The sequence below is a fragment of the Catellatospora aurea genome (genome assembly GCF_042663325.1).
Lineage (GTDB): Bacteria > Actinomycetota > Actinomycetes > Mycobacteriales > Micromonosporaceae > Catellatospora > Catellatospora aurea.
Window position 1 is genome coordinate 35090 of record NZ_JBHTAC010000050.1, and the last position, 22717, is coordinate 57806.

Here is a 22717-nt window from a genome sequence, read left to right on the forward strand (position 1 = left end):
GGGGTGGGACGCTGTTCGGCGTCCCACCCCTGGTGTGCTGCTGTCGTTACTGGCAGCTGGCCGGTGGCGCGGGTACGACGCCGGTGTCGATGTGGATGCGTGTTCCGGCGGGGACTACGGTCCCCGGGTTGGGGGTCTGCTCGGCGACGACGTCGAGCAGACCGCAGTCGATGACCGTGCCGACAAGGCCGGTGAGCAGGTTCCTGTCACGGAGGGCCTGGCTTGCCTCGGTTTCGGTGAGGCCGGTCAGGTTGGGGACCACAACGGTGATGCCACTGGGTGGGGGCGGGGTGTTAGCGAAGCTGTTGCGGATCGGGAGGAGTCCTTCGATCTTCCATACACCCCCGCTGTCGTTGCCGGGGAAAGCCTCACCGAGCCAGGTGCCGCCGCTCATGAACCAGATGAACACCTGACCATTGGCGGTGTTGTGCCAGAGGATGTCGGCACGCCCGTCGGCGTTGAAGTCCCCGGCGTTCTTGATGTGCCAGGTGCTGCTGGCCAGCCACCCGGGCAGGTTCTTGTAGGTGGGGAACACCTTGCCCGCCTCTTGGCCACTGAACCAGATGACGAGGCGACCATCGGTGGACCGCCACAGGATGTCGGCGCGGTGGTCGGCGTTGAAGTCGCCCACCGCCGCGACCTGGAAGACGTGGAACGGGTCGGTACCCGGGTGGGTGAGGGAGCTGACGAACCTGCCGCCGTTCATGTACCAGATCGAGGCATCACCCTGGGCGTCGCGCCACAGGATGTCGGCGTACCCGTCACCGTTGAAGTCACCGACACCGTTGATCTGCATACTGTCGGCCACCGGCGCGCCCGAGTTGTTGAACGTCGGCGCGGCGGAGCGGATCGCCATACCGGAGAACCAGATCTCCAGCCGGCCCCCGGCCCGTCGCCACAACACGTCATCGGCGCCGTCACCGTCGAAGTCCCCGACGCCGGCCAGGATCGGGCCGATCCAGGTGGGCTGCGTGTCCTTCGAGGAGGCAAGGCCGTTGTCCATCAGCACCCGATGGACCTTCCCATCGGTCGATTTGGTGATGACATCACTGTCACCGTCACCGTCGAAGTCCCCTGTGCCGAGGATCTGATCGCTGCCGGCCAGCGCAGAACCAGGGTTCTTCGACGCCGGCACCTGCCCGACTGTGTTGACCTGCCACACGAGCGGGTTCGTTCCATCGACCTTGCGCCACAGCACGTCAGTTCCCCGGGTCGGGTTCATGCCCGCGTCGAAGGTGACACCGTCGTGCCTGATGTCGCAGCGGCTGTCACCGGTTACGTTGCCCAGCGTGAGGCTGCCTGCACGCTTGGTCGACTGGTTCAGATAGGTCCACCGGGTGGTCAGGCTCGACTTGTACCACCAGGTGATACCCGTGGCCATGAACCGATCCGTCTGACCATCGGCATCGAAATCGCAGTACTTCGCGTCGTTGTACGTGTTCAGGCTGAAAGTGTTGCCCCACACCAGCATGTCGTTGCCCTCGTTCTGATGCAACGCCTCCTGCTGGGGCAGCGCGAACACGTTGTACGCCACATCAGCGCGATGGTACGGATCCCCGCGCAGCAGGAACGAACGGCCCTCGACGTGCTGGATCGTGTTGTACCGGATGTCCATGTACTCACCGGCCGGGCCACAGTTCCAGTGCCCGTCGCCGCAATGGTTCACCGCGTGCATGTCGATCTGCTGCTCGTCGGCGTTGATCCCACTGTTCGCCAGGATCAGGTTCCGATAGAGCAGATAACCGGAGCCTTCCCTCCCGTCGCTGGCGATCGAGTGCCGATTGTTGTAGAAGACGTTCTCCTCGATCAGGGCGGAGGCACCCTTGCCGGTCACCACGCCATAACCGAATTGCACCTGAAGATCATGCATGTAGTTGTCGTGGATATGGACCGTCGAGGCGTTCGCCAACGTGATCCGATTCCCCCAAGGATCAACGACCTCGACGCCCACCCCCCACCCGTAGAACTCGCTGTGATCGATCTCCACGTTGATGCTCGACCGAACCGAAACAGCGACACTGTTGACGGTCCCCTGAGGCGTACCGCCATCGAACCGAATCCCACTGATCCGAACGTTGTCGCTCGGCCCAGCCCACTCGTCACCGATATCGAACAGGTACGTCGGGTTCGTGGAGGTGAACAAACGCGGCCCCTTCGGGTACGTCGACTGATCGCCGATGATCTGAACCCCCGGCGCCACCGCCAGATCCTGCTTGCCGCTCAGGTTCAGATTGACATTCCCCGCGATCTTGATCACCGCGTCCCGAACCGACACCGCCTGAACAAACAGGTCAACCTGACTGTCAGCGGTGATCGAATACGTCGGACCAGCCGCCACCCCGCCATCCGCCGCCGAGGCGCCAGCCCGGGCCGCACCACCGACGGACAAGACCGAGAGCACCGCACCAACGGTCACCAATTTCAGGCTTCGTCGCCTACCCAACACCTTCACCAGCCTTCAGATCATGAACACCTGCTAGTGCGAAGGTGACGTTCCAGTAAGTTCCACATTGTCACGAATCGTTTCCTGATGGATCCTGGCGATTCGCCGACCGCTGGATGCCGCCGGGCGGGGACGAAGCGCCGGTCGACCATCAGAGCCAACCGTGTCGGGCGGCGTGGTAGGCCAGGCCATGGCGGTTGCCGACGTGAGCCAAGGCCATCAGGCGGTCGAGCCGCCGCTGCACAGTCCGGCGGCTGACGCCGAGCTGGGACGCGATGGCCTTGTCGGGCACACCACCGACCATCAGCGACAGCACGTACAGCTCGTCGTCATCGGGTGTGTCGGGGCCCGGGGCGGCGGTGTCGCCAGGGCCATGTAGCGGGGTGGCTGTCGCCCAGTACGCATCGAATAGTGCAATGACGGCGTTGAGCAACTCGCTGGGCCCGATGACAGCGGCGGTGGGCTCGCCGCCGTCGGTGTCGCGGATCAGCGGACAGAGCGCGGTGGTGCGGTCCGCGATGACGATCCTTACCGGCAGGTTCGGCATGACCCGGGCCCGTTGCCCGAGCCGAATGCCGGCCAGAGCGTTGTTCAGGACACCAGGGGCCTGCAGGAACAGCCGGTCGTAGATCACCTGGTAGCGCACGCCCCGGCGTAGTGCGTCAAGCTCCGCGGTGTTCTCGCCGCTGGGCAGAACCACCGGGTTGGACCGGCAGAACCACAGCATCTCCTCCCGGGCGCCGTCCTGCAGCTGCTGGAGGCGTTCGCGCAACGCACCGCCACCGACGATCACCTCGACCAGGTGGTCGGCTTCAAAACGGCGCATGCCCGCCCAGTAGGCGTCCCTCAGCTCGCCGACCAGCTGCCGAGCCTGTTCCAGGGCCTGGTGACGGCGCAGCAGGTGGTTGCCGAGCGCGACGTCAGGCGGCAGCGGACGGAACACGGCTTCTTCGCCCGGCTCCTCCGCTGCCAGGCCGCGGGACTGTAACGACCGCAGCAGCCGGGCAGCTTCGTCGTGCGGAAGCCCAGTGAGCCCGGCAAGATCATCGGGCCGGGTCCCGTCGAGCTTCACCATGATGCGGTAGGCGTGCTCCTCCTGCGCTGACAACAGCTCTAGTTCGTCGGGCATCATGTATGACACCTCCGATGTGTGGATCGTGGAAGTAGCGGGTCGTACTGACCTCTAGAGGCGTTCCAGCGGTTCCGTCCGGATCCGCGACGGTCCCCTCCCGCACGGGCGGGCCACCTCTCGCAAGGTTTTCGCCATCCGCCCGGCCATGGCCGCGCCCAGCCGGTCCTTCGCATGACGAGCGCCGGAATACGCGATTCCGAGTCCGCTTCAGCCCGACGTCAGCGCGGCGACATATCATCGCGCGATGATTGTCTGATGACTGTTGCCACATCCTCTCCCGAGGTGACCATCGCAGCCGGGGCGCTGCGCGGAAGCCAGGAGGCGAGCCTCGCAGTCTTTCGAGGCATCCCGTTCGCTCAACCCCCGGTCGGCGCGCTGCGTTTCGCCGCGCCACACCCCGTTGAACGGTGGGACGGCGTCCGCACGGCGCTGACGTACGGTGCCGCGCCGCCGCAGGCCGGCGCTTCCCCCATGGCGGCGTCGTCGGACCCGGCGGCTGAGGACTGGCTGACCGTCAACGTCTGGTCGCCGGACCTGGACCCGAGCGCCGAGCTCGCGGTGATGGTGTGGATCCACGGCGGGGCCTACCTGATCGGTATGTCGAGCCTGCCCGAGTACGACGGCGCCCGGCTGGCGCGGGACGGCAACGTCGTCGTGGTGACCTTCAACTACCGCGTGGGTGTGGAAGGCTTCGCGCAGATCGAGGGAGCGCCGGCCAACCGAGGCCTGCTCGACCAGGTCGCCGCCCTGGACTGGGTACGCGCCAACATCAGGGCCTTCGGCGGCGACCCCCGCCGGGTCACCGTGTTCGGCGAGTCGGCCGGAGCGGGCGCCGTCGCCGCGCTGCTGGCGATGCCGCGCGCGGCGGGGCTGTTCCAGCGGGCCATCGCCCAGAGTGTGCAGGGCACGTTCTTCTCTCCCGCCCTGGCCACGGACATTGCCACCGCGTGCGCCGCCGAGCTGGGGCTGAGGCCCACGGTGGGTGACCTGTCCGCCGTCGCCCCGGCCGCACTCGCGGCCGCAGGTGACGCGGTCACCGCCGCGATGGCAGGGCGGGCCGATCGTTGGGGCCAGGTGGCGCATCGGTCCATCCCGGTCGCGCCGGTCATCGACGGCGACGTGCTGCCGGTAGCCCCTTGGCAGGCTCTGGCCGGTGGCGCCGGTCGGGACGTCGAGCTCGTCGTCGGTCATACCCGCGATGAGCAACGACTGCTGACCGCGCTCGAGGGACTGCTCGGCCAGGTGACCTCGGAGCAGGCCGAGACCGCCCTGAGGGTGTTAGCGCCCGGCCCGGACGGCGCGAACCGCTACCTGGACGGATTCCCGTCCGCCGGCCCGGACGAGCTTTACGAACTCGTCAACTCGGACTGGCTGTTCCGGATGCCGTCGCTGCACCTGGCCCAGGCTCAGGTCGCGGGCGGCGGCCGAGCCCACGTGTACGAGCTGACCTGGTCGGCCCCGGGCATGGGCGGCATCCTGGGCGCCTGTCATGGCCTCGACGTGCCGTTGGTGTTCGGCAACCTGGCCAGCGGGCAGCCCGCCGCGCTGATCGGCGAAGCTCCCTCCGCGGAGGCTGAGGTCCTGTCCGCGCACATGCGGGCGGCGTGGACCGCGTTCGCCGCCCACGGCGACCCCGGCTGGCCGGCCTACGACACCGCGCAGCGCCTGGTGCGGATCTTCGACGTGCAGCCGACTGTCACCGCCTACCCCGAGGAGACCTCCCGCCTCATCTGGCAGGACCACACCTTCCAAGCTCTGCCGCTGATCGGCCAGCCGCGTAGGCCTGGTCCGGTCGACGAGGTCTACTGAGAGATTCGACGGCCTTTCAGCGGTTCCTGATGGCCGGTTGCTGATGCGAGCGACCGGCCATCAGCATCGCCCCACGAAAGTCGTCCTGGAGAACGCCGTCGCCGCTGTGCGCACTGGCCGAAGAACAGGTGACCGGATCGTTCCGCACCCGGGCAAGATGGTGCCTGACGACTCCGCGGCGAGCAGGACAGGATCGTCGTCATGAAGCGTGCACTCGTCGTCGTCGACGTCCAAGAATCCTTCCGCCAGCGCCCCAACTGGGCCGCGGTCTCGAACCCCGCCATCGCCGAGCAGGTCGGCAAACTCGCCGAGACGTTCCGGTCGAACGGCGAGATGATCATCTGGGTTCTTCATGTCGAGCCCGGCACCGGCAACGTGTTCGACCCCGCCAGTGGATACGTGCGACTCATCGAAGGGCTGGCCGCGGCCGCGGGCGAGCCGGTGATCACCAAGACCTCGTTCGACGCGTTCAACACCACCAACCTGCAGCAGTTGCTGATCGGCGCCGGAATCAACGAGGTGGTGGTGTGCGGCATCCGCACCGAGCAGTGCGCGGAGACGACCGCCCGCTGCGCCGCCGGATTCGGGTACGAGGTCACCTATGTCATCGACGCGACCGCGACCCACCCGATCGAGCACCGCGACGCCCCGCCCGGCAGGCCGCTGGCCGAGATCCTCGCCGACCCGCGCACGCTGCAGGTCCAGGACATCATCACCCGCACCGAGTACGCGCTCGCGGGCCGATTCGCCACCATCCGCACCGTGGCGGAGTTGACCGGCGCGTGAGCACCGTCGTCTTCCTGCTCGCCCCGCAACTGCACCTGCTGGACCTCGCCGGCCCCGCGCAGGCCTTCTCCACCGCGGCCGACCTCGGCCACGACTACCGGCTGCAGTTCGTGGGCGAGCAGGAGGACGTCCCGACCGCGCAGGGCATTTCGCTGCGCGCCTCGATCACGTGGCCCGAGCTCTCACCCGACGATCTCGTCGTGGTGCCCGGCTGGCGGTCACCGGAGCACGAGAGTCACGCGAAGTTCTCCGCCTCGACCCTGTCCCGGCTGTCGGCTCATCACCACGGCGGCGGCATCGTCGCCAGCGTCTGTGCCGGCGCGTTCGCGCTCGGGCAGGCCGGGTTGCTCGACGGAAGGCGCTGCACGACGCACTACGACCTACAGGGCGAGCTCGCGCGACGCCACGCGCGGGCAACCGTCGTTCGGGACGTGCTGTATGTGACCGACGGGCGGCTGGTCTCGTCGGCAGGCATCGCCAGCGGTATCGATCTTGCCCTTCACCTGCTCGCCCGCCGCCACGGTCCCGGCGCCGCAGCGCAGGTGGCCCGCGAGATGGTCGTCTACGCACGGCGCAACGGAAACGAGCAGCAGGCCAGCGCGATGCTGCGATTCCGGTCGCACGTCAATGACGTGGTGCACCGGGTGCAGGACATCATCGATTTCCGGTTCGCTCAGCCGCTGACCCTGCCGGAGCTGGCCTCTGCGGTCAGCGTGGGTGAACGTACTCTGACCAGAGCGTTCTGCCGGGCGACCGGTATGACACCGCTGCGCTACCAGCAGCTGCTGCGTCTCGAACGCGCCGAACACCTGATCGGGCATGGTGCCACGGTCGAGGCGGCCGCCCGTGACGTCGGGTTCGGCGACGCGAGGATGCTCCGCCGCCTGCGCAACCGTGGATCGGACCGTCCCCTGCCGGCGCGCCGGGCCGCGCCCGAAAGCTGATCGTATGGAGAGTGCGGCTGCCTGGCTGGGAGAGTCGGCAGCGGTCGCCCGGCGCCCGTCGGGCCGGAGCGGGCGACGATCGATGCAGTGCCGGTCGCCCCGTTTCGGGCTTGAGTCTGCCTCATCCGCCACTCCAGTCGCCCGTCAGCGGCGCATCATCCATATCGGAACACTGGATGACAGTCCACATCGCATGTCTCATTGGCTGAAGAGGTTGTCATGGAAGTAAAGTCGCGCACCGTCGCGAATGCTCTATCGACCGCGGCGCTGGGCGCAACGCTCGCCGCGGCGCTGTATGTGAGTAAGCCGACGACCCTCACGATGGTCGCCCAGGAGGACATCCGCATCGACCGTCTCGCCTATTCCGACGCGACGGGCTTCGTCGCCGAGCGGCACGGGGATCTGATCTCCGCGGGCGAGTCGGAGCTGGTCCTGGGCGAAGGCGTCTATCACTTCCGCAGCACCAGCGATGTCACGCTGGTCCGTGGTGACGGGGTCGACGTGATCGTTCCCCAGGAGAAGGACGCATGGCCGGACCCACCGGTGGCGCCCACGATCTGGTCCTCCGTCTCTCCTGAGGCCTGGGCCAAGCACTCGGAGGCGTTCTCCACGAAGGGGAGTGGCGACTACGGCCCGCGGCCGGTGCTGACCGTGATCACCGAAGTTGAAGCGAACTAAGCTCCCGGCGAGGGCGATTCACCTGCTGGCGACAGAGGCGACCACCCCGGTAGGGGCCTCATGGGCCCCCATCCGGGGTGGCCGCGATGCGTTGGAACGCCTCACCCGGATATGCGCCGCTGCGGGAGTGGTCGAGCAGGTCCCCCTGCTCGGAACCATGGCCACGGCCGCGGCGATGCGGCACGAGATCGTCCGGACGCGGCACCTTCTGCGACAGGGCGGCCTGCTGTTTTTATCCTACTTCGGGCACAGTATTCGTACCGGACCGGCTTCAACCGACGTGAGCTGGTGCCTGCAGGATGCTCAAGTGCCGGTGGCCGGGTTGGGGCGGCTACTCTCCAGGCTCGGTGCGGGCACTCGTGTCGTCGTGGTCGTCGACAGTTGCTATGCGTCGGCCCTGGGCGGGTGCCTTCCCGCCCGCGGCGATTGGGTGCTGGTGGCATCCTGTGCGGCCTACCAGACCACCATGAACCTGCCTTCGAGCGAGTTCCTGACGAAGCTGGAGTCGGTGACCTTCCCCGAGGGCAGGCGTGATCGACGGTGCGCCAGTTACGAGCGGCTCGAGCAGCGGCTGCAGGAAGGCACCGCAGCAGCCGAACGCCCGCGCATCATGGCGGGCACCCCCGCAGGGCTACGGCGTCTTCCCCTCTCCGTCACCGCCGTCAGCCGGTGAGCGCTGCCCGGTCAGGTGCTCCGGCGGTCGGCCTCGCTCCCGAGCCGGCGCGGCACGGCGGGTATGCGCTCTGCTCCCTCGGAGGGAACCTGCGATCGGCTCGGACGGAACGGTGTGGAACGTCGAGCAGACACGGAGCCGACACCGCATCAGGTGAGGACAGACGAGATCCCGCCGGCCGTTCAACGAGAGGGTGTAACTGTGGTGAATATGAGGACCGGCGGCCGGAGACGAGCAGGCGTATGGGCACTCTCGCTGGCCATGCTGCTGGGGTTGAGCCAGGCTGCGCTGTCCCCGGCATCCGGCGCTGCTGGTGGTGGCGTGTCCACGGCGGCCGTGGAGGATGAATTCGCCGTGGTGTCGGTAGTCGACGAGGCGGCCATCGTCGGTGACCCGTCGATCGTCAAGGGCTCCGACGGGCTGGCGTTGATCACTTACCGTGACGGCAACGACAAGCGGCTGAAGGTGGCACACTGCAGCAACGCGACATGCAGCTCGTACACCACCTCGGCGGTTCCCTACTCCAACCTCGACACCGGGCTTCTCAGCAGCGCCGTGGTCGGCAGCGACGCGAAGGCTGCGATCGTGTACGTCTCCCAACGCCGCCGGACGGGAAGCACATGGTCGGAGTGGGTGTACACGAACGATGTGATGTTCGCGCACTGCGCTGACGTCACCTGCGCGACGATGGACCAGGTCCGGTCGATCGAGTCGTTCACGCGGGTGATGGGCAAGCCTTCCATCGCGATCGGCCCCGACGGCCTGCCACTGATTGCCTATGTGGACTACGAGCGGACGGGGCCCAACACGTCGTCGGTGGTCAAGGTGACTCACTGCGTCGATGTGAAGTGCGAGAGCTACCTGTCCCGTACTGTGTATACAGGGCGTACGGCGAACTGGGTGTCCATCGCGGTGGGTCCGGACGGCATCCCCGTCGTGCTGTACGCGACGATCGACGCTGACAACATCGGCCGCAGACTCAAGCTCGCGCGATGCGCTGACGCCGAATGTGCCGTTGTGGGTTCGCAGGAGCAGATCGCCATCACCGGCGGCGCTCACTCCGGAACGGTGGCCTTCGACCCGAGCGGCAACCCGGCGATACTTGCCCAGCTCTCCTCCGACAACGACCCACAACTGCGACTGTTCCGGTGCTCGTCGCGGCCGTGCACAGGCGGACCAGGGTCGTTCACCGTCGTCGACTTCGACGGATCTCAGCACGGTCTCGCATTCGGCACGGACGGCAATGCGATCATCGCCTACCGAGATGATCGCTGGAACGACATGCGCATCGTGCACTGCAAGGTTTCGGCCTGCGCGGACAACGCGACTGGACGCTCGCGGACCACCGTCGAGGAGTTCGACTCCGTGGAGCAGAACGTGTCCATCACCATCGGCGGCGACGGTCTTCCCATTGCCGTCTTCAAGAGCGGCGGCACCAACGACCTCAAGGTGGTTCACTGCGCCGACAAGGCTTGCCTCAACGCGGTGGCCACACCGTTCTAATAGCTCACTGGTGAGTACGAGCGGCGCTTCGCAGGTACGCACCAAGGTCACGGAAGCCCTTCCGCCGTTCTGGCGACCGCGATCCCCTTGGTCAGACCGGGCTCCTTGATCACTGCCGTCGGACAGGTATCAGCCAGGTTCAGTGCCCATCCGGTATGGGTGAGCGCGGGTCCTGTCCGGCGGCACCAGCGTTGCTCCGGTTTCATGTTCTCAGCCCGCGGCAGGGGCCGACCTCTCAGCAGTTCGCGAGCTACGAGGTCTTTCCTAGACCGAGGTCCCTGCCGGTCGCTGGAGACACGAACGGCTCATGAGATGGCGTGACCTGATCACTTCTATTAGAGCGCCGCGTCTCCGCATGGCACTGACCAGCGCAAAGGCGCTGGCCGCAACGCGAGGAGGACATGTTGAGTCAGATCTTCTGCAGTATCGACTGGGCGGAAGACCAGCACGACATAGCCCTGGTCAACGCGGACGGCGACCAGGTCGCCAAGCTCCGGATCAGTGATGACGCGGCAGGGCTGCGCGCATTGCTGGAGCTGCTGGCCGCTCACGGGGATGATCCGCAAGATCCGATTCCGGTGGCGATCGAAACCCCGCACGGCCTGCTGCCCCATTGTCTGCGGGCTGCAGGGCGCACGGTGTATGCCATCAATCCGCTGGCTGCGGCCCGCTATCGCGACCGGACCAGCGTCTCCCGCGCCAAGTCCGACGCTGCCGATGCCCGTGTGCCGGCCAACATCCTACGTACCGACGCCAATGCCCACCGACCGCTGCCTGCCGACAGCGAGCTGGCCCAGACCGTAGCCGTACTGGCGTGCGCCCACCAGGACGCCGTCTGGGAGCGCCAGCAGAACCTCAACCGGCTGCGCTCCCACCTGCGCCTGTACTACCCGGCCGCCCTGACCGCATTCCACGGCGACAAGAACCTCGGACTGGACTCCGCACACGCCCGCGCGGTACTGACCGCCGCCCCAACGCCGGCCGAGGCCGCCAAGCTCACCCGCAGCCAGCTACGCGCTCTGCTCACCAAGGCCGGGCGGCTGCGCCGCGGCACCGATGAGCACGTCGAGCGCCTCCGCGAGACCTTCCGACGGGAGCAGATGCGCCAGCTGCCGGCGGTCGAGGCCGCGATGGGCCGCCAAACCATCGCCCTGCTCCAGCTGTTGAACGCCGCCTGCCTCGCCGTGCATGAGCTGGCTGTGGCAACCGAGGAGGCATTCCTGGCCACCCCGACGCCGAGATCATCACCAGCCTGCCCGGCCTGTCAGTGATGTCCGGCGCGCGGGTGCTCGCCGAGATCGGCGACGACCCCGCACGGTTCGCCGATGCCAAGGCCTTGAAAGCCTACGCCGGCGCCGCGCCCAATAGCACGCGCCTCCGGTCGCCGCCACGTCGTGGTCGCCAGGACCGTCAAGAATCGACGCCTGGCAGCGACCGGGTACATGTGGGCGTTCGCCGCATTGCGTTCCCCTGGGCCACGTTCTCACTACGATCGGCGACGTGGCATCGGCGAACGCGCCATACCGCGGCTTTGCGAAATCTGTTCAACAGATTCCTGGGATGCCTCTACCACTGCCTCCAGCACAGGACTACATACAAGGCCGAACACGCCTTCCCGGGTCTACTCGCCCTCGGCTCCTGACGGCCGAACTTGACGGGCGCACTCGTTGGAGACCTTCCCACTGGCATCGCATCCGAGCTGGTAACGATCCCCAGACGACGTGTCAGCTGGCCTGTAGGGAGTCGAAGAAGGCCCGGATATCGTCCGCGAGCAGGGCGGGCTCCTCTAGCCCCGGGAAGTGTCCACCCTGAGGCGGATCAGTCCAGCGCACGATGTTGTAGCAGCGTTCCGCGAACGTGCGTGGCACGAGGAGGTCTGCCTCACCGGGAAACATAGCGATACCGGCAGGAGCCTCGATGCGAGTACCGGGCGGCAGCCTCAGCGGTGCTGCATCATGGCGTGCTTCGAAGTAGTGCCGGTTCGCCGAGTTGATCGTGTTGGTGAACCAGTAGAGGCTGATCGTGGTGAGCAGTTCGTCGGCAGTGAACCGAGTGGCGATATCGCCGTGACAGTCGCCCCACGCACGGTATTTCTCGACGATCCAGGCGGCCAGGCCGACAGGCGAGTCGGTGAGGCCGTAACCGAGGGTCTGAGGTCTGGTCGACTGGATGGCCGCGTAGCCGCCTTCGGTGTCCTCCCAGGCGTTGCAGCGGGCTACGTAGGCGCGTTCGTCTTCGGAAAGGTCATCAGGCAGCGGGTTCGGCCACTCCAGGTCCACGCTGGAGATATGAATCCCGATCACCCGGTCACGGTGGTACCAGCCCAGACGGCTGGTTACCCGGGCACCGACGTCGCTACCACACGCGCCGAACCGGGCGTACCCGAGTCGCTGCATCAGGGCGGCCCACACGTCGTGGATCCGGCGTGGTCCCGGCCGGGTGTAGGGCGCGGAGAAGATGAAGCCGGGCAATGACGGGATGACCAGGTGAAACGCATCCGATAGCCGCGGCACCAGGGGCAAGAACTCGGCGAATGTCCCCGGCCAGCCGTGGCTGAATATCAGCGGCACTGCGTCAGGATTGGGACTACGCACGTGCGCGAAATGCACCTGAAGCCCATCGATCTCCGTGCGGAACTGTGGCACAGCGTTGAGCCGAGCCTCGACCGAACGCCAATCAAAGTCGTCTCGCCAATACCGGACCAGACCACGCAAGTAGCTGAGGTCAGTGCCATAACGCCAGCCTGCATCATCAGCCTCGTCCGGCCACCGAGTGCGGTCTAGCCGGTCCCACAGGTCCTCAAGAGCGGCGGACGGAAGATCGATCTGGAAAGGCTCCACCCACACGAGGATATGCCGACAGAGATCCACGGCCGCAACCGAGTAGCCCTGACACGCACGTGTCCTCACCACACCGGAAGCCGAGTCCTTCCCGCTCTCCGCGAGGCGGTACCCCCCCGTCGCTGTCCGACGGCTGAATTTGACCGCCAACGACATGAGATGTCTGACCCGGCTCGCAGCCCGCAGTGACGAGTAGCAGAGCACAGGCACCGAGAACCACAGCGGGGCTGGTCCAGGCAGCAAGGCTGCCGGGCCGGCCCCGTTCCGTACGAGCCGGGGAGAACGCGGCCTCCGGCCACGTGTATGTCGGGCGGTGCGTACGTCGGCGCGCGCCTGATCGATCTCCGTGAAGCCGGCTTCGAGGTCCCGACGGTCGCGTCGAGCAACGAGGTGCACGTCGTGTCCCAGCATGGAACGCCCCTGAGCTACCGAAAGACCGAGCGAGGGGTGCGTTAATGAGAAAGATCAGATCCCTGGCGCTGGTGGCGGCGCTGGCTTCGCTCGCCGTGGCCTTCAGCGCTGGACCGGCGGCTGCCGCCGTGGTGGAGTCGCAGCCGAGGCCGATCCACGCCTACAGCAGTGGCAAGTGTGTCGACCTGAGGACTCAGGACGACGTCACGATCCAGCTGTACAGCTGCCACGGCGGTTCGAACCAGCAGTGGATCAGCTGGTTCTACGAGCCCGGGCACGATCCGGCGAATCCCACCCGCCACGCCTTTGTATTCAAGAGCAAGGCCAACGGCAAGTGCATCGTCGCCATGGACGGTGACGGCGTCGGCGGCGGCACCGACCTGGTCCGTGCCGTGTCCGGCCTTGCCTGCGCGCAGACGGGCGCGATGTGGGAGGTCATCCACGAGTTCTATGCGGGGCGCACCTACTCGGTCCTGCGCAGCCTCCGGACCGGCCGTTGCCTCGAGCTGCGCAACAACAGCTCCGCCAACAACACGATCATCCGGCAGGTCCCCTGTGTGATCACCTCCCCGGCGCAGGCGTGGGCGATCGGTCCGACGCCACGTTGACGGCACCACGAGCGGCAGCTGCGTCTCGCTGTCCGACGACCTAGCCCGTCTCCTCGGCTGCGGGCCGACGGTCGCCGCTCATACCTCACGCCGCCAGGCCCGAAGCCGGACGGCGCGACGACGGTCGTCGTCGCGCCGTCCCATATGCGGCCGCAACCGGCGACACACCTGAACGCAGAACCGGAAGTGGAAAACGATGAGACGTACGACCTTAGCCACCGCAACCGCACTACTCCTCGGGGCCACGATGCTGCTCGCCGAGGCGCCTGCCGCGCTCGCCGAACCAGGCGTCTCTGCCGAGGCGGCGGCCGTCGCGCGTGCAGATCTGGCGATCCGTGCCAACGGCGCGGCAGTGCGCGCGGCGCTCGACGACACCTACAGCGTGTTCGCCACCCGCGTCGACCCCGACGGGGCAGCCCACGTCCGATACACCAGAAAACACCATGGCCTGCGGGTCCGCGGCGGCGACTTCGTGATGCACGCGGCACCTGGTGGCGCATTCGCCGGCGCGTCGGTGGGATTGTCCGCCCCGCTCCAGCTCAGCACGGAGCCGAAGGTGTCCTCGGCGGCCGCAGCGGCTGCCGCGCGAGAGGGTTTCGCGGGTACCGTGCACGAGGTCGGCACTCCTGAGCTCATGATCGATGCCGCTTCAGGACGTGGCAGGCTTGCCTGGGAGACGGTGGTCGAGGGGACGCTGAGCAAGGGCCAGTCGCCTTCGCGGCTGCATGTCTTCAGCGATGCGCAGACCGGGGCGCGGATCGGATCCGTCGACGCGATCATGCACGTCTCCGGCACCGGGAACAGCCTGTACTCGGGCACGGTGCCGGTCGACACCACGCTGTCAGGCGGCTCCTACACGCTCACCGACCCGCTGCGGGGCAACGGGGTGACGTGCGACGGCATGAACGTCAAGATCAAATGTGATGCGATGCTCGACCTGAACAACATCTGGGGCAGCGGCGTCCAGTCCAACCGGCAGACCGCCGCCGTCGATGTGCACTTCGGGGTCGCCCAGGCCTATGACTACTTCAAGAACGTGCACGGACGTAGCGGGATCTTCGGCGACGGCAGGGGCGTGCCCGCGCGGGTGCACTACGGGGAGGCCATCAGCAACGCCTTCTGGAACGGCGATCACCTGTACATGATGTTCGGCGACGGACCGGGCAACAGCAAACCGCTGGTCTCGCTCGACGTGGTCGCTCACGAGATGAGCCACGGCGTCACCCAGTTCATGGTGCCGGGCGGGCTGATCTACGAGAGCGAGTCCGGCGGGCTCAACGAGGCGACGAGCGACATCTTCGGCACGATGGTCGAGTTTCAGGCCAACGTGGCCGCCGACCGCGGGGACTACCTGATCGGTGAGAAGATCGACCTCGACGGCGACGGCACACCGTTCCGGTACATGTACAACCCGGCGCTGGACAACGTTTCGCACAGCTGCTGGTCGGCTGGCACCAAGGACGTCAACACGCACTTCTCCTCCGGTGTGGGAAACCATTTCTTCTTCATGCTCGCCGAAGGCTCGGGTGCCACGGCCTTCGGGACATCCCCGGTGTGCGGGTCGGCCAGGCCGGTCACGGGCATCGGCCGGGACAAGGCGGCGAAGATCTGGTTCCGGGCGCTGGACGTCTACTTCACCTCCACCACGTCGTACGTCGACCCGGAGAATCCGGACAACACCGCTCGGGCCTACACCCTGAGCGCGGCCGCCGATCTGTACGGTATGTGCAGCCGGGAGTACAAGGCTGTGCAGTCCGCGTGGAACGCGGTCAACGTCGTCGGCAACGGGACGACCTGCAATGAGGTCGCGGTGGAGGTCACGCCGACCGCCGGTGAGGTGATCGCGGGCAGCGCGGCCACCAGCCAGGTCCAGACCGTGACCGTGAGCGGCAACCCCCAGCTGATCACTCTTTCCGTCACGGGTCTTCCGCCGGGTGTCGTCGGTGCCTTCAACCCCGCCACGGTGCTGTCGGGTGGCACGTCCACGCTGACGATCACGGCGTCGGCCGGTCTCACCTCGGCCACCTACCCAGTGACCATCACGGGAACCGCCGCAGACTCCTCCACCCACAGCGCGAACTACACGCTCACCGTGCGGGGCGACATGTGTGCCAGCCCTGGCCAGAAGCTCGGGAACCCAGGTTTCGAGGTGGGCACCGCGCCCTGGGCCGGGCACACTCACACCATCGGGTCGAGTGGCCGGACTCCCCATTCCGGCACCCGGTTCGCGTGGCTGGGCGGAAACGGAGTCATGTCGAGCGAAATGATCAGCCAGACGTTCGCCCTGCCGACGGCGTGCGCCGACTACGACCTCACCTTCTGGATGAAGATCGATTCAGCCGAGCCGTCGCCTGGGCTGGTGACAGACAAGCTCACGGTCCGGGCCGTCACCAACCTGGGGTCGGTCACGCTCGCGACGTTCTCCAACAGGGATGCCGGAGCGAACTACGTCCGGCACACGATTCCGCTCGATCAGTTCGCCGGCAAGCAGGTCACTCTGCAGCTCATGAGCAGCGAGGACGCGTCCCGGCAGACCTCGTTCGTGATCGACGACGTCGCTGTGAACGTCGCCTAGCCCTAGACCGCGGGGACGAAGGAGACGGCGGGCCCGGCCGGTGACATCACCGATCGGGCCCGCCGCTCGTGTCGCAGCAGTGGTGGCGATTGATCCAGTCAGCCGGCGGTGCGGCAGTGTCACCGGCGACCGCCGGATCCGGATGTCGAGCAACGCGTGGAACCGGACGGAGGGATGGATCTGTGAGTCATCGCCGACGTAGGCCGGGCCATTGTGCGCCTATGCCGGCGGACTGCCGCGTCAGCCATGGCGATACGACCGTGCTCCTGATGAGCTCGCCGGAAGGGGAGCAAGTGCTGTTGGGGAACCCAGACGTGGGCGCAACCGAGGTGGCAGGACCGTGGCCGTGATGCGTGCGCGGTGGCCGCCGTAGGGGCAAGTAGGGGATATCCGGTTCCGACTGGCTGCCGCAGCCGCGCTCGGCGCGCTGCGGCAGCGTCAAGCTGGGCGGCTTCCGGAACCGCGCAACCCAATATCCAGAACACCTTCCCGACGGAACGCTGGCGGCAGCCCGCAACGCGGACGGCCGCCTGGAAGTGTTCGGCCGCGGTGGAACCGACCAGGTCATGCACCGACGACAGCTCCAAGCAGGAGCCGAGTGGTGGACGCTTTGGACCGCCTTCGACGGCAGTATGCGGTCGCTGGTCCAACTGACATCCGACCCGGAAACGCTCAGCACAGGTTTCAGCTCCGGCCCTCCAGCGACACCCCACGCCCCGGTCGGCTCATGCCCTGCGCCGTGGCGGCTCGGAGGGCCGTCACCTCGGCGAGTAGAGCCGCCCGGTCGCATGTCGCGAACTCGCGGATGAACCACACCTCAACCATGCCCGGTTGGCCGGTGGCCTCGTCGACGCCGAACTCGTCCCAGCCACCGAGGCAGTTCGTCCGATCGAGCATCGCGGCGATGCGGCTGAGGTTGCCGGCAGGCCGCCCCTGGTGCTCCAAGCCTTGGACGACCAGGGGCCAGGCGTCTGCAACGCGCTGGTCGCCAGGCCTCCAGGCGCGGGCGAGCGTCATGATCAGCCGGTCCTGTTCAGCCGTCTCCTCCGGCAGCTTCATGACCCCGGTCACCCCCCGCTGCAGCCGACCGGCCGATGGAAGGCCGTCACGCCGCAGTCGAGCATAGCGTCGGCGGTGATGTCGGAGGAGCCGGAGTTCCCGCCGGGTGGCATCCGCAGGTGGAACGCGAAGGAACGCGTCAATCGCGGCTCGTATGCACCTGAAACACCCGGAGGTAGTACATGATCGACAAACATCCGGTGGCGACGTCGCAGTTGAGTGCGCTGGCACTGCCGCTCATCTGTACCGCGCAGCTCATGGCGACGCTAGATGTGACGATCGTCAACCTCGCGCTGCCTGCCCTCCAGGCCGAATTCGGCCTCTCCAACGCCTCGCTGGCGTGGGTCATCGACGCCTACACACTCACCTATGGCGGCATGCTGCTGGTCGGCGGTCGTGCCGGTGACCTGCTCGGCCACCGCCGGACATTGATCTTCGGGGTAATGTTGTTCACCGTCGCGTCCCTGATCGGCGGACTCGCCCAGCACGAGTCGGTGCTCCTGGGAGCCCGCGCGGCCCAAGGACTCGGCGCGGCGCTCGCCACCCCGACGACGCTGTCACTCATCACCACCCTGCACCCGGTCGGGCCGCGCCGTAACAAGGCGATGATCGCCTACGGGGCCATGGCAGGAATCGGCATCACCCTCGGCCTCGTACTCGGCGGGATTCTCACGGAGACAGCCTCATGGCGGTGGGTCTTCCTGGTCAACGTGCCCATCGGCGTCCTTCTCATCGCCGCCGCGCCGAAGGTCCTGCCCGATTCCGCCGGCCGTCGCCGGAAGCTCGATCTGCTGGGCGCGTTGACGGGAACCGCGGCACTGACCGCACTGGTGTACGGGGTGATCCGCGCGGGCGGTGAGGGCTGGAGCGATACGGTCGCGCAGCTCGCACTGGCGGTTTCACTCCCGCTGTTCGGACTGTTCGTGCTGGTGGAGCGCTCCGTCGCGGAGCCGATGCTGCCGTTGGGTCTGCTGCGACACCGCACGAGGCTCGGCGCGTACCTGATCGCGATGCTGCTCTTCGGCTGCCTCTATCCGTCGTTCTTCTTCCTGACCCGCGCCCTGCAGGACGTGTTCGCGCGGCAGCCGATGGAGACCGGACTGCAGTTCCTTCCGATCGGCCTGGGCGTCCTGATCTTCGCGCTGGTGACACGCCGGATGCTGGTGGTGTCGGGAGCACGCGTGATGGTGATCGGCGGCACGGCTGCCACGATGCTCGCCGCGCTGCTGCTCGTCCGGCTCGACGGAGACGACTCCTACGTGAGCCTGCTCCTGCCCTGCCTCGTCGGGCTCGGTGCGGGGGTGGGAACCACCTTCGTCGCAAACGCGGCTGCGGCGATGACCGACGTGGCCGAGCACGAAGCGGGCATCGCGTCCGGGCTGTTGAGCACGTTCCAGGCGGTGGGCGGAACGGTCGGGGTGGCGGTCCTGGCCTCGATGGCCGCCACTGTCACCACGGAGCAGCTCGACGCGGCAAGCGGGGCTGGCGTCTCCTTCGACGCGGTGTTGAACGACGCCCTCATGTCCGGGTTCGCCCGTGGATTCGTGCTGGCCGGCGTGCTGGCGGGGATCGCGTGCGTCGTGGCGATCTGGACCTCCCCCGGGCGGGCCACCGGTCGGTGAAGCGGTCCGATCCGCTGCCAAAGCCGCCGCCTTCCCGCGCCCACCTGGGGGAGCGTGGGAAGGCGGTCCCGGCCGCCACCGAATCAGCCGAGCAAGCTAGCTGAACGCGTTGGTGACATGGTAGGTGTAGTTGAAATCGCCCTCTGTCAACGCGCGGGTGCGGCCGAGCGCCGACTCGTGCCAATCGTGTTGCAGACCGTACTCGTGCACCGCGTTCTCGTAGCTGACCAGCGCCAGTCCGGTGTCGCCGGCCGCCTCCCAGCTCGGCCCGGCCGCGAAGTACGCCTCGCCAAGCGCGACGTTCTCGGCCCCTTCCTCGGCGATCTGCCGCACCAACGGCTCGATCGGCTCCGCCAGCGGGTATCGCTGCTTGCGCAGAACCTTCGCCGCACCGTCAAGTGGCCTGGTCGTGCCGTCGCTGTCGTGAAAGATGCGGCGCAGGAACATCTCGTGCGCCAGATCGGCGGTCGGTTCGTCGGCGAAGCGGTGAAACAGCGGTTTGTTGTAGAAGGGGTACGTCCGGGTCAGCGCCCGCAGGTCGCCGGGGCTTTCGGTTGCTTGGCGGTAGGCGCGCACATAGCCCTGCGGCTCGGCGATCTGGTAGAGGGCCGCCGGCCGCCAGTCCGTCTCCGTCAAGGAGTCCTTGCGCCGCAGCAGGTCCAGGACCGGGGGTCAGCACATCGCCGGAGAAAGGGGTCAGAGCCTGGCGCAGCGCTGCCTCCTCGGCGAGCATGCGGTCGACCTCCCCGTCGAGCCATGGGATCTCCCAGCCATGTCGGCTTCGCCGGATGGCGGTGCGGAGGAGGAGTTCCGCCACCCGGATGACGTAACAGGGCAGCCACGTTCTGATGGACGAGGCGAACACGTCGACCGTGTAGCCCTCCTCCCGGACGACCGCGATCGGGTATCGCTCGGGGCTCATCCCGGGGATGACGCAGGCCGCGACCCAGTCGTGCCCGGTGTGGCCGATGGAGTTGCGAAGGTGATTCCGACGTTGCGGGCCTCCGCGTTAACTCCGTGGTCCCAGTTGAGTCCGAGGCTCGTGATCCCGGGCAGGTCCGGGCGGAATTCGTCGAACTCCGCCGCATCGATGCCATCATTGCCCATACGTCACTCGAATCAGCTCTCGGGCGTTGTGGCCGTCATCGACGCTCTCGGCATTTTTCGCCCTTTTGACAGCAGGATTGGCGTGTGCCCAGAGTGCGTGACATCAAGTTCCATCGCGATGAGAAAGACGGGACTCTCGAAGTGATCCTCATCGACGATCGTGAGTCACGGCGCTTGCCGTGGACTCTGCGTGCCGGTGGACGTGGACCTTCCACCATCGCCGGCGACCGAGGGCTGGAATAGGACTCGACGAGCCGGGTTGGGACAGGTTCGACCATACTTGTCTGCCATGGACCTGAACGAGTACCAGCGCGGTGCTCTGCGCACCGCCGATCCACGTGACAAGAGGAACGAGCTGCTCCACCTGGTTCTGGGGCTGGTCGGCGAGTCGGGTGAGATCGCCGAGAAGTTCAAGAAGTGGGTACGAGACCTTGACAGCGACGAGTCGCTGATCGACCGGGCCGACATCGCCAAGGAACTTGGTGACGTGCTCTGGTATGTGGCGGTGCTGGCCGACTATCTCGACCTCTCGCTGGACGACATCGCGGCCTCAAACCTGGCCAAGCTGGCCAGCCGTCAGGGCCGTGGCCTGCTGAGCGGTAGCGGTGACAACCGTTGAGGGCGTCACAGTCGACTTCGCTTTGAAGGTCGCGAATGGACACTACTGTCGGCTGTGTGTCGGAGGCCTCCCGGGCGCGGCGCAGCGAGGGTCAGGAAGGCTCGACGAGCAGGATGACCAGACCGTTGTTCACCATGTCGCTGAGATAATCGACTACCGAGTAGCCCGACCAGGTTTTCCACGCTTCGAGAATGGCGGCGCTGGTGAGCATGGCCTCGATGATCCCCGATCCGGGAACCGCGGCGCCTGCCTCGGTCAGGTGGTCGCGGATCCCGTACGGCAGATCGATCGCCGCCCGTTCCTGGGCGAGCTGTTCGGTTTCCGCTTTCAGTAGCGCTCCCACAAGGCTGAGCGCCGGCAGGTAGTCGAGCAGACCGTCCACGCTGAACGGAATGCGCTCACCGCCGTGCACAGTGAATCGCAGGTCCGAACGGTCGCTGAGGGGATGTCCGCCCGAGGTGGAGTAGATCCACACGGTCGCTCCGGACATCACGTAGTTGAGGCCCGCTGGAGCGAGCAGGCAGCCGATGGCCGTGACCGGGAACCGATCGGTGTCACTGCTGCCACTGACTGTCATTGTTGTGCCCCTCCGTCGCATGACACATCGTTACTACCTGTGGCGCGTTCCCGGGTGCTCCATGAACGCACCCTGTTCCCGCCGTCCCGTGCTGCTAACGAGGGTTGACGAAGAGGCTCTGCGCCGATCGACCCAGGTTGCCGAGTTCGTCGTAAAGCTCGGTGTCCGCGAAGCCGATGCCCGCGCCGTCGATGTAGGACCTGGATTTCAGGCACACCCACGTGCCGACAGGATAGCGGAGCAGGTGGACGGAAAGGTCGGGGTTGACGAACACGTGCTTGTCGATGTCGAGCACCATGCTGAGACCGTTGCCGGAGTCCGCCGCGACGAGCACACGCGCCAGCGGACTCGGCTTCTCGCCTTCTACCAGGGTGCCACGCATACGCATCCACGCGGTCGCCGGTCCTGGATCCAGGAAGGAGCCGTCGACGAAGCGGATCTCCATCGCGGTGTGGTAGCCCACGCTGTACGGGACCGGGATGAAAGGTCGCGGCACGGCGTCGGCGGGACCTGAAGGAGCCTCGCGGACGATGTCGGGAGCGACTCCGCTCGCGGTGCGTATCACCAGCGCCGTGCACCGCATGTAGGGTTCGATCGCGGCGCTGACGATCATGGTGCTTCGGCCTTCGCGCACCACCGTCGCCGAGACCGTGAGGGGCGCTATCGGCACAGGCCGGGCTATGTCATACGTGATACGCGCAATACGCATGCCAGGCCTTGCGAGCTGCTCGACCGCGCGGCCGAGCAACGCGGCCGGTGGCCCGGCGTGCTGCGTGTCGGCGCTCCACGGGCCACGCGTGTGTTCCGTGGACGCGAACCGGTTCTCCGAGACCTGCGTGTAGAAAGCCACCGCGGGATCGTGCTCGGGCCAGGTGTCGGACCTGCTCATGTCTGCCTCACACGTGTTCCGGATTCTGCATCGCCGTGCCGGGCTTCCATCATCCACCGCGCGCTGGAGTGCCGCTGATGCCACGCTGCCGTGGCGACCTCCCGGACGTCCGGACACATGTCCTGGACTCGGATCGACGGCGCCTTCCATGGCGTCGCGGCAGATGCCAACCTCAACGGCCGCGTGGAGCTGGTCGACGGGGCGGGCAAGCTGTCCCGCCGTTGGCAGACGCAGCCTGACCACTCGGTTCGTCCCGCGCGAGACACCGCTGGTGCTGTCGACAGGGTATCGATCGCGGCAGACGCCGGTCGGCTGTCTCAGTCGACCGGCGTCTCGGGCCTGAGCGCAGCCGGAGGTGTGGGCCTTCCGGAAATGAGGCGTTCCATCAGGCACCCTGTGCTCCTGCGCTTCCGGGTGACCTGGTGCGAGCCGGCTGGTCAGG

The 22717-nt window shown here is 67.0% G+C and carries 17 protein-coding genes and 2 pseudogenes; 12 read left to right on the top strand and 7 right to left on the bottom strand.

Going from position 1 to position 22717, the window contains the following annotated elements; all coding sequences use genetic code 11:
* Window positions 1-46: 46 nt before the first annotated feature.
* Together ACFQO7_RS32010 and ACFQO7_RS32015 are read right to left on the bottom strand one after the other, a co-directional pair.
* Window positions 47-2416, bottom strand: a complete 2370-nt coding sequence (locus ACFQO7_RS32010) for an FG-GAP-like repeat-containing protein (protein ID WP_376809879.1) — start codon at window positions 2414-2416, stop codon at window positions 47-49.
* Window positions 2417-2594: 178 nt separating this feature from the next.
* Window positions 2595-3575 (bottom strand): helix-turn-helix domain-containing protein, encoded by a 981-nt coding sequence (locus ACFQO7_RS32015; RefSeq protein WP_376809880.1) that lies wholly within the window; start codon window positions 3573-3575, stop codon window positions 2595-2597.
* A 255-nt stretch (window positions 3576-3830) separates the two neighbouring features.
* On the opposite strand from ACFQO7_RS32015, the gene ACFQO7_RS32020 reads away from it, so the two are divergent.
* The 7 genes and pseudogenes from ACFQO7_RS32020 to ACFQO7_RS32050 all read left to right on the top strand — a co-directional run bounded on the left by ACFQO7_RS32020 (window position 3831) and on the right by ACFQO7_RS32050 (window position 11610).
* The gene (locus ACFQO7_RS32020; protein ID WP_376809881.1) at window positions 3831-5384 is read left to right on the top strand and encodes a carboxylesterase/lipase family protein; all 1554 of its coding nucleotides are present in this window, start codon (window positions 3831-3833) and stop codon (window positions 5382-5384) included.
* Between the two features lie 201 nt (window positions 5385-5585).
* The gene (locus ACFQO7_RS32025) at window positions 5586-6170 is read left to right on the top strand and encodes a cysteine hydrolase family protein (protein WP_376809882.1); all 585 of its coding nucleotides are present in this window, start codon (window positions 5586-5588) and stop codon (window positions 6168-6170) included.
* Window positions 6167-7114, top strand: coding sequence for a GlxA family transcriptional regulator (locus tag ACFQO7_RS32030; protein WP_376809883.1), 948 nt, complete (start codon window positions 6167-6169; stop codon window positions 7112-7114). Before ACFQO7_RS32025 ends, ACFQO7_RS32030 begins: the two co-directional genes overlap by 4 nt.
* A gap of 219 nt (window positions 7115-7333) precedes the next feature.
* A complete protein-coding gene (locus ACFQO7_RS32035) occupies window positions 7334-7792 on the top strand; it encodes a hypothetical protein (RefSeq protein ID WP_376809884.1) in 459 nt (152 codons plus the stop codon).
* 127 nt (window positions 7793-7919) lie between these two features.
* Window positions 7920-8465, top strand: a complete 546-nt coding sequence (locus ACFQO7_RS32040) for a hypothetical protein (RefSeq protein ID WP_376809885.1) — start codon at window positions 7920-7922, stop codon at window positions 8463-8465.
* 261 nt (window positions 8466-8726) lie between these two features.
* A complete protein-coding gene (locus ACFQO7_RS32045) occupies window positions 8727-9968 on the top strand; it encodes a hypothetical protein (protein ID WP_376809886.1) in 1242 nt (413 codons plus the stop codon).
* A gap of 401 nt (window positions 9969-10369) precedes the next feature.
* Window positions 10370-11610: pseudogene (locus ACFQO7_RS32050) on the top strand (IS110 family RNA-guided transposase).
* A gap of 82 nt (window positions 11611-11692) precedes the next feature.
* Here ACFQO7_RS32050 and ACFQO7_RS32055 read toward each other — a convergent pair.
* A complete protein-coding gene (locus ACFQO7_RS32055) occupies window positions 11693-12808 on the bottom strand; it encodes an epoxide hydrolase family protein (protein WP_376809887.1) in 1116 nt (371 codons plus the stop codon).
* Between the two features lie 455 nt (window positions 12809-13263).
* Here ACFQO7_RS32055 and ACFQO7_RS32060 point away from each other — a divergent pair, with 455 nt between their 5' ends.
* The 3 genes and pseudogenes from ACFQO7_RS32060 to ACFQO7_RS37805 all read left to right on the top strand — a co-directional run.
* Complete coding sequence (locus tag ACFQO7_RS32060; RefSeq protein ID WP_376809888.1) at window positions 13264-13827, top strand: RICIN domain-containing protein; 564 nt, start codon at window positions 13264-13266, stop codon at window positions 13825-13827.
* A gap of 196 nt (window positions 13828-14023) precedes the next feature.
* Window positions 14024-16402 carry a M4 family metallopeptidase gene (locus ACFQO7_RS32065; protein ID WP_376809889.1) on the top strand — a complete coding sequence of 793 codons (2379 nt, stop codon included), beginning with the start codon at window positions 14024-14026 and terminating at the stop codon, window positions 16400-16402.
* A 500-nt stretch (window positions 16403-16902) separates the two neighbouring features.
* A pseudogene (locus ACFQO7_RS37805) lies at window positions 16903-17028 on the top strand (hypothetical protein); the annotation flags it as partial.
* A 58-nt stretch (window positions 17029-17086) separates the two neighbouring features.
* Here the strand turns inward: ACFQO7_RS37805 and ACFQO7_RS32070 are convergent.
* Window positions 17087-17461 (bottom strand): hypothetical protein, encoded by a 375-nt coding sequence (locus ACFQO7_RS32070; protein ID WP_376809890.1) that lies wholly within the window; start codon window positions 17459-17461, stop codon window positions 17087-17089.
* Window positions 17462-17643: 182 nt separating this feature from the next.
* Between ACFQO7_RS32070 and ACFQO7_RS32075 the strand changes: the two genes are divergently transcribed.
* Complete coding sequence (locus ACFQO7_RS32075; RefSeq protein ID WP_376809891.1) at window positions 17644-19083, top strand: MFS transporter; 1440 nt, start codon at window positions 17644-17646, stop codon at window positions 19081-19083.
* A 96-nt stretch (window positions 19084-19179) separates the two neighbouring features.
* Here the strand turns inward: ACFQO7_RS32075 and ACFQO7_RS32080 are convergent, their stop codons facing one another.
* Window positions 19180-19719, bottom strand: a complete 540-nt coding sequence (locus tag ACFQO7_RS32080) for a hypothetical protein (protein WP_376809892.1) — start codon at window positions 19717-19719, stop codon at window positions 19180-19182.
* 760 nt (window positions 19720-20479) lie between these two features.
* Here ACFQO7_RS32080 and ACFQO7_RS32085 point away from each other — a divergent pair.
* Window positions 20480-20809 carry a nucleoside triphosphate pyrophosphohydrolase family protein gene (locus ACFQO7_RS32085; protein ID WP_376809893.1) on the top strand — a complete coding sequence of 110 codons (330 nt, stop codon included), beginning with the start codon at window positions 20480-20482 and terminating at the stop codon, window positions 20807-20809.
* A 91-nt stretch (window positions 20810-20900) separates the two neighbouring features.
* Here the strand turns inward: ACFQO7_RS32085 and ACFQO7_RS32090 are convergent, their stop codons facing one another.
* Both ACFQO7_RS32090 and ACFQO7_RS32095 read right to left on the bottom strand, forming a co-directional pair.
* The gene (locus ACFQO7_RS32090; RefSeq protein WP_376809894.1) at window positions 20901-21386 is read right to left on the bottom strand and encodes a hypothetical protein; all 486 of its coding nucleotides are present in this window, start codon (window positions 21384-21386) and stop codon (window positions 20901-20903) included.
* A gap of 94 nt (window positions 21387-21480) precedes the next feature.
* Window positions 21481-22275: a thioesterase family protein gene (locus ACFQO7_RS32095; RefSeq protein WP_376809895.1), complete on the bottom strand. Its 795-nt coding sequence runs from the start codon at window positions 22273-22275 to the stop codon at window positions 21481-21483.
* Window positions 22276-22717 lie beyond the last annotated feature (442 nt).